The sequence below is a fragment of the Alcaligenes sp. LTN-3 genome (assembly GCF_059735605.1).
Genome location: NZ_JCAPDN010000001.1, coordinates 383,107 through 397,113, shown reverse-complemented (window position 1 = coordinate 397,113; position 14,007 = coordinate 383,107). Strand labels below are relative to the sequence as shown.

Annotated in this window: 9 protein-coding genes; 1 reads left to right on the top strand and 8 read right to left on the bottom strand. The window is 56.1% G+C overall.

The window, feature by feature from the left end; genetic code table 11:
• Positions 1-645 precede the first annotated feature (645 nt).
• The 5 genes from repC to guaA form a co-directional block, all read right to left on the bottom strand.
• Positions 646-1,527 (bottom strand): replication protein C, IncQ-type, encoded by an 882-nt coding sequence (gene repC / locus AC6I6N_RS01810; protein ID WP_000743064.1) that lies wholly within the window; start codon positions 1,525-1,527, stop codon positions 646-648.
• Positions 1,514-2,341, bottom strand: a complete 828-nt coding sequence (locus AC6I6N_RS01805; RefSeq protein ID WP_001162384.1) for a helicase RepA family protein — start codon at positions 2,339-2,341, stop codon at positions 1,514-1,516. Before AC6I6N_RS01805 ends, repC begins: the two co-directional genes overlap by 14 nt.
• A 4-nt stretch (positions 2,342-2,345) precedes the next feature.
• Positions 2,346-2,567, bottom strand: coding sequence for a helix-turn-helix transcriptional regulator (locus AC6I6N_RS01800; protein WP_001179606.1), 222 nt, complete (start codon positions 2,565-2,567; stop codon positions 2,346-2,348).
• Positions 2,568-2,714: 147 nt separating this feature from the next.
• Positions 2,715-3,917 carry a tyrosine-type recombinase/integrase gene (locus tag AC6I6N_RS01795; protein ID WP_000954590.1) on the bottom strand — a complete coding sequence of 401 codons (1,203 nt, stop codon included), beginning with the start codon at positions 3,915-3,917 and terminating at the stop codon, positions 2,715-2,717.
• A 304-nt stretch (positions 3,918-4,221) separates the two neighbouring features.
• Positions 4,222-5,808 (bottom strand): glutamine-hydrolyzing GMP synthase, encoded by a 1,587-nt coding sequence (gene guaA / locus AC6I6N_RS01790; protein ID WP_094198327.1) that lies wholly within the window; start codon positions 5,806-5,808, stop codon positions 4,222-4,224.
• A gap of 161 nt (positions 5,809-5,969) precedes the next feature.
• On the opposite strand from guaA, the gene AC6I6N_RS01785 reads away from it, so the two are divergent.
• The gene (locus AC6I6N_RS01785; RefSeq protein ID WP_094196448.1) at positions 5,970-6,860 is read left to right on the top strand and encodes an alpha/beta fold hydrolase; all 891 of its coding nucleotides are present in this window, start codon (positions 5,970-5,972) and stop codon (positions 6,858-6,860) included.
• Between the two features lie 750 nt (positions 6,861-7,610).
• Here AC6I6N_RS01785 and guaB read toward each other — a convergent pair.
• The 3 genes from guaB to greB all read right to left on the bottom strand — a co-directional run bounded on the left by guaB (position 7,611) and on the right by greB (position 14,002).
• On the bottom strand, positions 7,611-9,071 hold the full coding sequence (gene guaB, locus AC6I6N_RS01780; protein ID WP_094196447.1) for an IMP dehydrogenase: 1,461 nt from the start codon (positions 9,069-9,071) through the stop codon (positions 7,611-7,613).
• A gap of 43 nt (positions 9,072-9,114) precedes the next feature.
• Positions 9,115-13,176 carry a phosphoribosylformylglycinamidine synthase gene (gene purL / locus AC6I6N_RS01775; protein WP_230018548.1) on the bottom strand — a complete coding sequence of 1,354 codons (4,062 nt, stop codon included), beginning with the start codon at positions 13,174-13,176 and terminating at the stop codon, positions 9,115-9,117.
• Between the two features lie 232 nt (positions 13,177-13,408).
• Complete coding sequence (greB, locus tag AC6I6N_RS01770; RefSeq protein WP_094196445.1) at positions 13,409-14,002, bottom strand: transcription elongation factor GreB; 594 nt, start codon at positions 14,000-14,002, stop codon at positions 13,409-13,411.
• Positions 14,003-14,007: the final 5 nt, after the last annotated feature.

Below are 14,007 nucleotides of genomic sequence, written 5' to 3'. Positions count from 1 at the left end.
GCCCCGATGGGGCGAGTTGGACGCCAAAAAAGAAGGGCATAACCCGCCCCTCAAGTGTCAATGAACACAAGAAATTTGCCTCCCCTCCCGTCATACCACTAAGGCGACGTATTGATACTTGAGGGGCAACCTTTCCTGATGTTGACACCTTCACGCAGGTTACTGGTTATGGGCGTCCAACACACACGGCTCATTCCTGCTTGGTAATAATAAGAATAATAATCTTCTTATTATTCTTACCGAACGAATGGGCACTGCTTAGCCATTTCACGTTTCGAGCCAAGGTTTCAGTACAGATAACTACAAGTGCACACAGCGGCCCTCCAGCACCGTTAGACGCAGATTCTGCTTCAGCTCATGGAATAAGGGACTCCGGGTTGTTTTCCCCTCTCACAAGGCGTTTCAGCGGCCACTGAAGCCGCCTTCTCTTCTTGGCGTTAAACCATCGGCCTATGGCCGATTGATAAAGCCCGCCAGGGCTTTATTGGCAAGGTCAGAACGCGCCCTCAAGGCGCGAGCTGCACCGCGCATGATGGATTATCTTTAGATAATCTTGGATGGATTTCCCAAACTGCCCGCAAAGCAGCGCACCGTCTGGGTTTTCCAAATTGGGACGGGGAACGTTACGACGGCAGAAGGGGAGCGTTACGACGGTAACAAGGGAACGTTACGACGGTAAACGGGTGCAGTTGCCGTGGGGCCAGGCCTCTTGATCTCCCATTTTCCCTTGGCGTATTCGTTCACTACCCAACCCACGGCGGCAAGTTCGGCCAGTGCCTTCCGGGCAGTCTGACGGCGTTTTTTCATAGCTTCGGCATTGGCTTCATCTGGCCAGACATAGCCGCAAAGCGTGTCCAGTTCCACGCGCCCGGATTTGCCGGGGTCGATCCAGCCGCATAGCCGTTGGTGCATCAGCCGTGCCGGATCAGTCTGTAGCACCCGCACTTCCGCCATGTCGATACGGGCATATGGACGATGCCCCAGGATCGCTTCGGCAATACGCGGATTCAGGGCAACCCATAGCCTGCCGTCCGTCTCGTCAAAAGCATGACTCATCAGGTGGAACGCGGCTTGCCGCCGTCCCTTCGTCACAAGGATGGTGACGTTCGACATGCGCAGCAGGCTGGCTTTGAGCGCCTTGATGTTGTCGCCGCTATCCGTCATGCCCGTTTCTGAGAGCAGTTTGGTCAGGCTCTCACGAACCACCAAGCCGTCTTGCTCAATGGCTTCGAAACGGGGTTCAAGGAATAGCCGTAGCTGTCGCCCCGTCTCACTGGTCGGTTCCGGGGTTAGCAAGATGCCGTTCGGGCCGCCAAGGGCCACGATGCCTTGCAAAAGACGCATATCATCGGCCCCGAGAGGTTCGAATCCGACGAAACGCATGGATTCGTCCTCGCCAAAGGTGTAGGTCACGTCCAGCTTGCAGCGTTTGCGATCGCCACGCTTGAGGCTGCGGAACAGGCCAGGTGCCAAACAGTGCGCGGGATCATGTCGGACGTGGGTCAGGTCATGCTTAGGCTTCTTCACGCTGTCTCCTTTTCACCTTGCACTGCCGCTCCAGTACAGCAGGCTTCAACACGCCGCCGTCGTGCCGTCTAAACCAGAGTTCTTGAAAAGGTGCGCCATAGTTGGCCTTGCTGACGCCAAAGCGGACAAAATACCCACGCTGACAATCATCGACCCCCAGTATCTCGGCCTCGCCTTGCGTCATGCCGGATAGGTACGATTGCCAACGGATGTTATCAACCAGTACGGACGATCCACGACTGGCCTGCTGTTGATCGCCCGACCCCATCATGGCTGCGCTTTTACTCGCGTGGTGCAGAAACACAATGGAGCAGCCTGTATCAGCGGCTATGGCCTCCATGTGCCCAACAACCTGCGCCATCGGCCCGCTAGCGTTCTCCTCCTCAATGTGGAAGCGCCGCAAAGTGTCCAAGATCATCAAGCGACGACCTTCAGCGGCTCGTTTGAGAGCATCGAACCAGCTAGCAGCCATGATGTTTGGGCATTTACCGATCAAGGGTTCAATGAGCAAACCATCAGCCACGGCTTGCCGTTCCGCTGCGCTGAGGTGTGCCCCAAGGGCGTGCAGACGATGGTGAATAGCGGCCGGTGGATCTTCAGCAGGCAGATAGACCACTTGCCCGGTGGGAAACTCGCCTATTTCAAGTAAATCAGGCCCGCCTGCAATCTGTGCAGCCAATTGAAGGGCCAACATGGATTTACCAGCCCCACCAGGCGACACAAGAGCACCAACAGTGCCAGCAACCATATTAGGCAGAACATAATCAATGGGTGGCGGCAATTCCGTGAAAGCCGCCATAAGATCAAGAGCCATATAACTAGCCCTCTATAGGGCCAGGTCGCGCAGCTTGATCACCCGATGATTTACGTGCCTCAATCCACTCTTCGACCTCTGACAAATCCCAGGCGACATTTCTACTGGTTAACGCGATACGGCGTGGAAAATCCCCTCGCTGCTCCAGGTTATAAATTGTTCGTGTCGAAAGCGGGATCATCTCCAGGAGCTTCTTCCTGTTGATGAGGGTCTTTATATTTTGCATGGGTCAATACCTCTCAAATGAATAGTTGCTATTCATCGAGTAGCTGCGCGAAGCAGCTAATCGGTAATTGACCTGCCCGATGCCAATGGCGGCCTTATTTATAAATTCACGGCATCAACTTCAATGCTATCAAAGATAGCAAAAACATCAACCCTTACTGCCTCCCGAAGTCCACTCATCAATCATATCGGCCCAATCCTGCAACATCGCCGCCCGCTGCTCGCGGTACTCAGCCTTGTTGTAGACAGCCCTCACGCCCTTCTGCTCGTGCGCCAGGCACTTCTCGATCCAGTCGGTGTTGTAGCCGGCCTCATGCAACAGCGTGCTGGCTGTGCGCCGCAAATCATGCGGTCCGAACTTGGTAAGTGACTTCCCATCTTTCTGCGCCGCCTTGTAAGTCAGCGTCAGCACCTGGTTAAGTGTGGCAGCGCTCATCGGCGCATCCGAGTCGTACCGTGATGGCAAAACGAAGTCGGAACCACCGGCAAAGGTTTTCATGGCAATGAAAATATCCAGAGCCTGCTGGGACAGAAATACCAGGTGCGGGTTACGGCGTTTCATCCGCTCCTTTGGAATCGTCCACAACGCTTCGCTGAAATTGATCTCGCTCCAGGTCGCATTGGTCAGCTCGCTCTTGCGCACCATCGTCAGCAATAACAGCTTGGCCGCCGCACGGTTTGTTGGGCTTGTGCCCACTCGCTCCATGTACTGGTACATCAGCCCAATTTCTTCTGGCGTCAACGCTCGGTCACGTGGCTCGAATCGAGCGATGCTTGTTGGGCGCACCAGTTCTGCCGGGTTTTCGACCTTCTGCCCACGCTCGATGGCCCAGCGAAATACCTGCAACACGATTTCACGCACATGAACGGCGGTGGCCGGTGCGCCTCGCTCAACAATGGCATCAGCCAGCGCCCGCAAGTCTTCGTGGGTGATCTCCACCAGCTTCTGATTGCTGAATTTCGGCTTCAGCTCACGCTCATAAACCGAGCGGCGCATATCGCGGGTGGAGTCGGCCATCTGGTAGCCACGCAGCCACTTCTCCGCCCAGGCACCGAACGTCTCTGCATCTTTCACCCGCGCCTTGTCTCGGGCTTTCTCCTTGGCCGGCGACTTGCCCGCCGCAACCATCTTCTTGGCGTCACCCAACAGCTCGCGGGCTTCGGCCAGGGTGATGCCACCGACACCATAACGCCCAAAGGTGATGGTCTCCTGCCGACCGTTGATTGAGTAGTTGTAACGGAACGAGATGGAGCCGGCTGGAGTCACTGCCACATAGAGACCTTCCCGGTCATTCACTTTGTAGAGTTTGTCCCTGGGCTTGAGATTGCGCAGCTTGGTATCGGTCAGCATGTACCTTGTCCTTCTTCGTCTCCGATACCATGCTGAAAAAATCTCGAATTTATCGTATTTTTTCTTACGAAACAGTAACTTATAGAATATTAATACCATGAACACACAAAAGAACGCAGCATGGTATCGGCATCAATCATGGCATCGCCAAACCATAATACCAGCTTTAATGCCATGCTCAAACGGTGCTTGGCGCTTCCTCCCGTTGCCAGATCGTGCCAAACACAAACAAAAAAAAGCCCGCAATTACGCGGGCTTAGCGGCATTTCATGCCATCAGGTGCCTGGCTGTGCCAGACGCGGAATCATTCCCACTCAATCGTCGCTGGCGGCTTGCTGCTTACGTCGTAGGTCACACGATTAATGCCGCGTACTTCGTTGATGATGCGGCCAGAGGTACGCTTGAGCAGCGAGTATGGCAGTTCAGCCCAGTCAGCCGTCATGAAGTCGGTTGTCTGTACTGCGCGCATGGCAACAACGTATTCGTAGGTACGGGCGTCGCCCATCACGCCTACGCTTTTCACGGGCAGGAAAACAGTGAAGGCCTGAGAAGTCAGGTCGTACCAGTTCTTGCCGGTTTCTTGGTCGACGGTGTTGCGCAACTCTTCGATGAAGATGGCATCAGCTTGGCGCAGCAGGTCTGCATATTCGCGCTTGATTTCACCCAGGATACGGACGCCCAAGCCTGGGCCTGGGAAGGGGTGACGGTAGACCATTGCGGGTGGCAGGCCCAGGGCTACGCCCAGTTTGCGCACTTCGTCTTTGAACAGTTCGCGCAGGGGCTCCAGCAACTTCAGGTTCAGCGTGTCTGGCAGGCCACCCACGTTGTGGTGGGATTTGATGCCAGTGGCTTTACCGGATTTGGCAGCGGCAGATTCGATGACGTCCGGGTAGATTGTGCCTTGGGCCAACCAGCGGGCGTTGCTAAGTTTCGCGGCTTCTTCCTGGAAGATTTCCACAAATTCGCGGCCAATGATCTTGCGCTTGGCTTCTGGATCGGTAACACCGGCCAGTTTGCCCAGGAAGCGGTCGGAAGCGTCGATATGGATGATTTTCAAACCCATATTGTCGGCGAAGGTGCTCATGACTTGCTGGGCTTCGTTCAGACGCAGCAGGCCGTGATCCACGAATACGCAGGTCAGCTTGTCGCCGATAGCCTGGTGGATCAAAGCGGCAGCAACGGAGGAATCCACACCACCGGACAGGGCCAAGATAACTTCTTCGTCGCCAACTTGTTCACGAATATTGGCAATAGCCTCTTGCACGTAGTCCGGCATGTTCCAGTCGCCCACGCAACCGCAGATGTCGCGCACAAAGCGTTGGAACAAGGCAGCACCTTGGACGGTATGGGTGACTTCGGGGTGGAACTGGACAGCATAAAAGCCGCGATCTTCATCGGCCATACCGGCGATGGGGCAGGTGGGCGTGGAAGCCATCAGTTTGAAGCCAGGAGGCAGCGCAGTGACCTTGTCACCGTGGCTCATCCAGACTTTAAGCATGCCGTGGCCTTCTGCCGTGGTGAAATCCTGGATACCGTCCAGCAGCTTGGTGTGGCCGTGAGCGCGGACTTCGGCGTAACCGAATTCACGCTTGTCCGAGCCTTCCGTAACGCCACCCAGTTGGCGGGCCATGGCTTGCATGCCATAGCAAATGCCCAGAACGGGTACGCCGGCATTAAAAGCAGCAGCGGGCACTTGAAGGGCGTCTTCGGCGTAGACAGAAGCGTGGCTGCCCGACAGAATGATCCCTTTCAGGCCTTCTTGGGAACGGATGAATTCATCGCTGACATCACCGGGGTGAATTTCACAGTAAGCACCGGCTTCGCGTACACGACGCGCAATAAGCTGGGTGACCTGGGAGCCGTAATCAAGAATCAGAATTCGCTGGTGCATGAAAGTATCGAGCCAATAATAAAGCGGTAAAGGATCTATTTTACGCTGTGTAGCGCCGCTTAGGGAGCCGCAGAAATACTCCAGGCTGAAATTGTCCTGCATCACTGGTATTCATGCGGCAAGGCAGCTACAGTACATGCAGCCATTTTGGGAGTTTCAGCATGTCTTCGAGTCGTACCCCTCATCCGAGCGAGCTCAATGAACACCATGAATCCCGACCTGCACAGGCCGGTCCACAGCAAAGCGGCGGCAGCTATATCCCTGCTCCCGGTCCCGCCAGCGATCGCTCGCACAGCTTTGCCTACGAATGCCAGGAAGATACCGACGAGGTATCCGACAGCCTGACGTTTGTGCTGGTTCACGGCGCCTGGCATGGTGGTTGGTGTTGGTCCCGGCTGGCCTCACGGCTGCAGGCCAAAGGCCATAAAGTCTATACCCCTACGCTGACCGGCCTGGGCGAACGCAGCCACTTGCTCAACCCAAACATCACCCTGAATACCTTTGTGGACGATGTCGCTAATTTGATACGTTGGGAGGAACTGTCCAATGTCATTTTGGTGGGCCACAGTTTTGGTGGACTGGTGATTAGTGGTGTGGCCGATGTCATGCCCCGTTGCATACGCCATCTGATTTATCTGGATGCCTTTATCCTGCCCAATGGTACGAGCACGTTTGATACCCTACCTGAAAAAATGGTGGAAAACATGATCGCCTCGGCCGGCCAAAGCACAATCCCCGCCGTCCCCCCTCCTCCCCTTAGCGCGTTGGGCTTGCATGCTACAGAGGATTTGCACTTCGTTGGAAACCGCCTGACGCCGCAGCCGCTTAGCGTTTACAAATCGGCTTTGCTATTGCAGAACCCGGTTATCGGCAATTCCCGGCCCTGCTCCTATATTTCCTGCACGCAGCCGACTTTTCGCGGCGTAGACACGTCTCGCGAGTGGGCCCGCCAGCAGAAGGATTGGGAGTTCCGTGAATTGGAAAGCGGACATAGCGCGGCGATTACCCACCCGGATCTGCTGAGCCGCTTGCTGTTAGAGATTGCAGACTAGTCAGCCTGTGGGAAAACCTGGCCGCCAGGACAATAGAATTTGCGTGGAGCACTTTCTCATATCGCCGGACAGCGGCGGCCCTCATGCACTCAATGGTATCGACCTGGAGCCAAGCCTCTGAATAACAAGCTTACGGCCCAACTTTTCAAACCCTACCATAAGCGCTATTCCCCAAAACGGCTTCTTCAATAAACTAAAAAACCTGAGTCCTTGCACTGGACTCAGGTTAAAACACATCATGACCAGAATCGGCTATTGAATCGATTCAATCCTTCTCCCACGCAGCGTCTGCGATATGGAAAAGCAATCAAAGCGAAAGAAGCTATTTCTTAGGCTTACTAGGTTTAAGGGCTGACGTATTTCCAGGGGTTTGTTTGTTGTCACGACGACGCTGATCGAGCTTACCCGTTGATTTGGCAACAGGTTTAGGGCCAGGCTTAAGTTCCATACATACTCTCCTTTACATATCTGAATGATGAGTAAAAACAGGAAAACAAGGAGCGAAGCTAGTCATGAAAATCGCGTTAATTGTGCAGGCCGCTAGATACATTACCCGCACGGTGCTCCACACGATAAGCCATGGTAATAGAATTTGACTGTTGTGCCAGCATCTCCAAACAGTTAGCTAGCCACCTTCACGCCCTGATCAAAAACAAGGCCACCCTCTATCATCCGATCAGCCAAATTTGACATAAAAAAACCGCCAACCAAAAGGCTGGCGGTTTCTGGCATGCAAGAGACTGGCTAAGATCAGTCCGCGCGGTAGTTCGGCGCTTCCTTGGTGATCTGCACATCATGCACGTGAGACTCACGTACGCCCGCAGCCGTAATTTCCACGAACTCGGCCTTGGTGTGCAATTCCTCAATGGATTTGCAACCGCAGTAGCCCATGGAAGCACGGATGCCGCCAATCAGTTGGTAAATAATGGCAATAACACTGCCCTTGTAAGGTACACGGCCTTCAATACCTTCTGGAACCAGCTTGTCAGCGTTGTTCGAAGGATCCTGGAAGTAGCGGTCAGCCGAACCATCGACCATGGCGCCCAAGCTACCCATACCGCGGTAGGACTTGTACGAACGGCCCTGGAACAGCACCACTTCGCCGGGAGACTCTTCGGTACCGGCAAACATACCGCCCATCATGCAAGCGGATGCACCCGCGGCCAAAGCCTTGGACACATCGCCGGAGAAGCGGATACCGCCGTCAGCGATCAAAGGTACGCCAGTACCTTCCAGTGCCTTGGCAACGTCAGCAATTGCTGTAATTTGAGGGACCCCCACACCGGCCACGATACGAGTCGTACAAATAGAGCCAGGGCCGATACCGACCTTGACGCAATCTGCACCGGCCTCGACCAGAGCACGAGCGGCATCAGCGGTAGCAATGTTGCCGCCAATAACCTGAATGCGAGGGAAATTCTTCTTGACCCAGCGAACGCGTTCGATAACACCACGGGAGTGACCGTGGGCAGTGTCCACCACCACCACGTCCACACCGGCTGCGGCCAGTTTTTCGACACGTTCTTCGGTACCGTCACCCACACCGACCGCAGCGCCAACGCGCAACTGACCGTGGCTGTCTTTGCTGGCCAGAGGGTGCTCGGTGTTTTTGACAATATCCTTAACCGTTGCCAGACCACGCAGCTGGAACTGATCGTTAACGATCAGCACGCGCTCCAGGCGGTGGCGGTGCATCAGGGCCTGCGCCTCGTCCAGCGTGGCGCCTTCGTGCATGGTGATCAAACGCTCTTGAGGCGTCATGACATCACGCAAAGGCAGATCCAGGCGGTCTTCAAAGCGCAGATCGCGGTTGGTAACAATACCTACCAACTTGCCGGCTTCCACCACAGGCAGACCGGAAATTCCGTGTTGACGTTGCAGATTGATGGCATCGCGCACCTTCATGGTGGGCGTGACAGTAACCGGGTCAATCACGATACCGAACTCGTGACGCTTCACACGTGCAACTTCACGTGCCTGGGCATCAGCCGTCAGGTTCTTATGGATGATTCCGATACCGCCTTCCTGTGCCATGGCAATAGCCAAGCGCGCTTCGGTTACCGTATCCATGGCAGCCGAAACCAGAGGAATATTCAGGGTGATGTCCCGCGTAAAGCGGGTGAGCAAGGATGTATCACGAGGCAGAACCTCGGAGTAAGCGGGAACCAACAACACATCGTCGAAGGTCAGTGCTTTCTTGATGAGACGCATGCTTTTATAACTCCGTCCAAAAATCGATTATACGCGTAAGCAATTACGCAATCCAGACCCGAGCGTTGCGAAACATCCGCATCCAGGGAGTAAATCCACCATTTGCCATCTGATCAGCCCCCTGATCGGCGGCGCCCCACTGCTCTGGCGTCCAGGACATCATGACGTTACGCGTCACGCGTTCCGGGTGAGGCATCATGATGGTAAAGCGGCCATCTGCCGTGGTGACACCCGTCAAACCGTAAGGGCTGCCGTTGGGGTTCAGTGGGTATTGCTCGGTGTGTTGACCACGGTGATCCACAAAGTGAACCGCAGCGGCGACCTTGGAGACATCGCCTTGACGCTGGAAGTTGGCAAAGCCTTCACCGTGAGCAACAGCCACGGGCAGGCGCGTACCTTCCATGCCCTTGAAGAACAAGGATGGCGAAGCAGCGATTTCCACACTGGAGAACCGAGCCTCATACTTTTCCGACTGGTTACGGGTAAAGCGTGGCCAGAACTCCGCACCTGGAATCATGGGAGCCAGGGCAGCCATCATCTGGCAACCATTACAAATACCCAGACCGAAGGTGTCGCTGCGACCGAAGAAGGCTGCAAACTGGTCGGACAATTGATTGTTGAAACGAATGGTCTTGGCCCAGCCTTCACCCGCGCCCAGAACGTCGCCGTAGCTGAAACCACCCACGGCCACCATGCCCTGCATGCCTTCCAGCGATGCGCGACCCGACAGCAAGTCGGTCATGTGTACGTCCACAGCATCGAAACCGGCGGTGTCAAATGCCCAGGCCATTTCGACTTGGCTATTGCACCCCTGTTCGCGCAAGATTGCCACGCGGGGGCGCTTGCCGGTAGCGATGAAAGGAGCAGCAATATCTTCCTGCGGGTTGAACAGGACGCGCGGCGTAATACCGGGGTCTTGCACGTCTTCCCAGCGATCAAATTCAGCCTGTGCGCAAGCGGGGTTATCGCGGCGCTCCATGATGCGGCGGCTAACTTCACTCCACTGTTGCGCCAGTTCCACACGAGGGGCCTGGTAAATGCAAGCGCCATCACGGTAGAACTCGACCTGATCGGTCTTGTTCAAGCCACCAATCACGTGGGAGTGGGCCGACAAGCCCGCTTCACGCAGGGTTTGCATGACCTGATCACGCTGGGCCAACGGCACCTGAATAACCGCACCCGCTTCTTCATTGAACAAGGCACGCAAGGTGATTTCATCACGCTGTACGGAAACCTGTTCGGCGCGAATCTTGTAGTCACCCCAATCGGCAGCATGCGGATCGATGGTCAGCATATCCAGATTCACGGACACGCCTGTGTGACCGGCAAAGGCCATTTCGGCCACAGTCGCGGCCAAACCCCCGTCGGAACGGTCGTGGTAGGCCAGAATCAGATCCTGATCGGCCAATTGGCGAATCACCTTTACAAACGCCAGCATGGCTTGGGCATCCTGCATATCCGGTACGGACTGGCCAACCTGATTGAAGGCATGAGCCAATACGGAGGCGCCCATGCGCTGCTTGCCCTGCCCCAAGTCGATCAAGACCAGCGCGGTGTCGCCCACATTGGTCTGCAGTTGAGGGGTCAGTGTGCGACGCACATCGGCCACTTGGGCAAAAGCGGTCACAACCAGGGAAACGGGCGAGATCACCTGACGGGATTCACCGTCTTGTTCCCAACTGGTACGCATGGACAAGGAGTCCTTGCCCACCGGAATGGACAGACCCAGGCTCTGGCACCACTGGCTGACAGCCTGAACGGTGTCGAACAAGGCAGCGTCCTGGCCATCTACACCGCAAGCGGCCATCCAGTTGGCGGACAATTTGACGTCTTTCAGGTCACGCACATCGCTGGCGACCAAGTTAGTCAGGGCTTCAGCCACAGCCATACGGCCCGAGGCAGCAGCGTCGATCATAGCGCTAGGGCTACGCTCGCCCATGGACATGGCTTCGCCACGCACGCCTTCAAAATCGGCCAGCGTCACAGCACAATCGGCCACAGGCACTTGCCAAGGGCCAACCATCTGATCGCGGCTGCACAGGCCACCCACACTGCGGTCGCCAATGCTGATCAGGAAAGTCTTGTTGGCCACGGTGGGGTGGCGCAGCACCCGGTGCATGGCTTCAGTCAACGGAATAACGGTCAGGTCCAACTGTTCGGCCACGCCGTCCAGACGCTTGACGTCACGCTCCATGCGCGGGGCTTTACCCAGAATCACATCCATAGGCACGTCAACAGGACGCTCCTCGATGCTTTTGGGGGTGTGCACTTCGTCCACACCCGGCAGGCCCTCGCCGAAAGTCACGCGCAATTGACGCTCTTCGGTTGCCACGCCCACTACAGCAAAGGGGCAACGCTCACGCTGAGCGATACGCTCGAAGCGCGACAAGTCCTGGGGCAGAATGGCCAGGACGTAACGCTCCTGGGATTCGTTGGACCAGATTTCAGCAGGCGACAGACCCGACTCTTCCAACGGAACGCGAGTCAATTCAAAAATGGCGCCACGCTCGGCATCGTTCACCAGTTCAGGGAATGCGTTGGACAGACCACCCGCCCCCACGTCGTGGATGGCAATAATGGGGTTGTTCTGGCCTTGCTGCCAGCAGCGGTCGATCACTTCCTGAGCACGGCGTTCCATTTCCGGGTTGCCACGCTGCACGGAGTCAAAATCCAGTTCGGCACGGTTCGCCCCCACACCCATACTGGAAGCAGCACCGCCACCCATACCAATACGCATACCGGGGCCACCAAGCTGAATCAGCAAGGCGCCCACGGGTAGCGGGTCTTTGTGAGTCAGGCGATCGTCAATCGAGCCCAGACCACCGGCAATCATGATGGGCTTGTGGTAGCCCCAGCGCTGATCGCCTGCCGTTTGTTCAAAGGTACGGAAGTAGCCCAAGAGGTTAGGACGACCAAATTCGTTATTGAAGGCAGCACCACCTATCGGGCCTTCAATCATGATGTCCAGCGGGCTGGCGATACGGTCAGGAATGCCATGGGAGTCTTTTTCCCAAGGTTCCATTTGCTCAGGGAAACACAGATTGGACACGGTAAAGCCAGTCAAACCCGCTTTGGGCTTGGAACCACGACCGGTTGCGCCTTCGTCCCGAATTTCGCCACCGGCACCGGTAGACGCACCAGGGAATGGAGCAATTGCGGTGGGGTGATTGTGGGTTTCCACCTTCATCAAGGTATGCACCAGCGCGTCATGGCGCTGATACACGGGCTCGTTGGCCTGATCGTTGATACCGGCGTGGAACAAGGTGGCAGGGCCACCCGTCATGATGGCAGCGTTATCCGCATAGGCCACCACGGTGTTTTCAGGCTGAGCGGCGTGAGTTTCGCGGATCATGCCAAACAAGGTCTTGCCCTGGTTTTGACCGTCAATCACCCACTGCGCGTTAAAAATCTTGTGACGGCAGTGTTCGCTATTGGCTTGTGCGAACATCATCAGCTCCACATCGTGCGGGTTACGACCCAGACGTGTGAAAGCATCCATCAGGTATTCAATTTCGTCCTCGGACAGCGCCAGGCCCATTTCCTCGTTGGCCTGCTTCAAGGTTGCCACGCCACCGCCCAGCACATCTACGGTCTGAATAGGTTTGCCTTCCAACTGCGTGAACAGGTCCTGACCGTCAAAATCCAGGCCCACTACCGTCTCGGTCATGCGATCGTGCAGCAAGGCAGCCAGTTGCTCCAGCTGCGCCTGATCCAGCTCTTTAGCGCCTAACAAGCCACGCTTGGGGGTGATGATGTAGCGCACGCCACGCTCGATACGGCGTACCGCTTGCAAGCCACAGTTATGGGCGATGTCAGTCGCTTTACTGGCCCAGGGCGAGACGGTCCCCAAACGAGGAACGACTCGCAGAACCAGGGCGCCTTTAGGCGGCTCAGGGTCCAGCGCAGGCAGACCATCGTCCAGCAGATCGCTCAGGTGCTGGCGCGCACTGGCATCCAGACCGGACTCTTCAGTCCAGACATAGTATTCGTGCAAGGCAAGAATGTCGGCAACAGGCAGTTGGCGCTGCTCGACACGCTCTAGCAAACGCTCACGACGAAATGCGGAGAGCACGGACGAACCGGGGAAGTACAGGATTTGGCTCACGATACGGGAGGGGCAAAAAAGGTGGGAGAAATAGAAAACACGCCATTTTAACCGGAAGCGACACAAGAGGTCACATCGGCAAATGGCGTGCAGAAAAAGGGAAGATTCAGTTCAAACAAAGGTGACGCGACCCGGGCTGAAGACACAGCGCACCCGACAAGCTCGACAAGACGTCTTGAGGGGCCGGAGCGATTGGCGCCCCGTAATCTCCAATACGGACCCGGTACGGCGTTCAAATCGGGCTGTCTCCATCCAGATCAGGGGCTGGCGCAGGCTCGGGATAGGACACTTCCAGAATATCCAGCTCTTCCTTGCCAGCCGGGGTACGCAGCACCACGGTGTCGCCTTCACGCGCCTTGATCAGAGCGCGGGCCACCGGAGAAATCCAACTGATGCGGCCTTGCAGCGGCTCGGCCTCGTCCACCCCCACAATGGTGATGGTGAACTCTTCGCCCTGACTATCGCTATAAACAACCGTCGCGCCAAAAAACACCTGATCAGGATTGGGCTGCAAGCCGGGATCGACCACCTCGGCAATTTCCAGACGCTTGGTCAAGAAACGGATACGGCGGTCAATTTCCCGCAGGCGCTTTTTGCCGTACAGGTAATCGCCGTTTTCGGAACGGTCACCGTTGGAGGCAGCCCACGAGACAATCTGCACCACTTCGGGACGTTCTTTGTTCATTAAATGCGTCAGTTCGCCACGCAAGCGGCGGTAGCCCAAGACTGTCATGTAATTCTTGGTGCCACTGGGCAACGCACTGGCCGGGGAGTCCAGATCGTCGTCATCGTCCTGATCGGACTCTTTCACAAAGGCTTTATTCATCGCTT

Coding starts and splice junctions, on each gene's coding strand:
- AC6I6N_RS01805 (WP_001162384.1), bottom strand. CDS start 2,341: ATGGCTCTTGATCTTATGGCGGCTTTCACGGAATTGCCGCCACCCATT.
- AC6I6N_RS01800 (WP_001179606.1), bottom strand. CDS start 2,567: ATGCAAAATATAAAGACCCTCATCAACAGGAAGAAGCTCCTGGAGATG.
- AC6I6N_RS01795 (WP_000954590.1), bottom strand. CDS start 3,917: ATGCTGACCGATACCAAGCTGCGCAATCTCAAGCCCAGGGACAAACTC.
- guaA (WP_094198327.1), bottom strand. CDS start 5,808: ATGCACCAGCGAATTCTGATTCTTGATTACGGCTCCCAGGTCACCCAG.
- AC6I6N_RS01785 (WP_094196448.1), top strand. CDS start 5,970: ATGTCTTCGAGTCGTACCCCTCATCCGAGCGAGCTCAATGAACACCAT.
- guaB (WP_094196447.1), bottom strand. CDS start 9,071: ATGCGTCTCATCAAGAAAGCACTGACCTTCGACGATGTGTTGTTGGTT.
- greB (WP_094196445.1), bottom strand. CDS start 14,002: ATGAATAAAGCCTTTGTGAAAGAGTCCGATCAGGACGATGACGACGAT.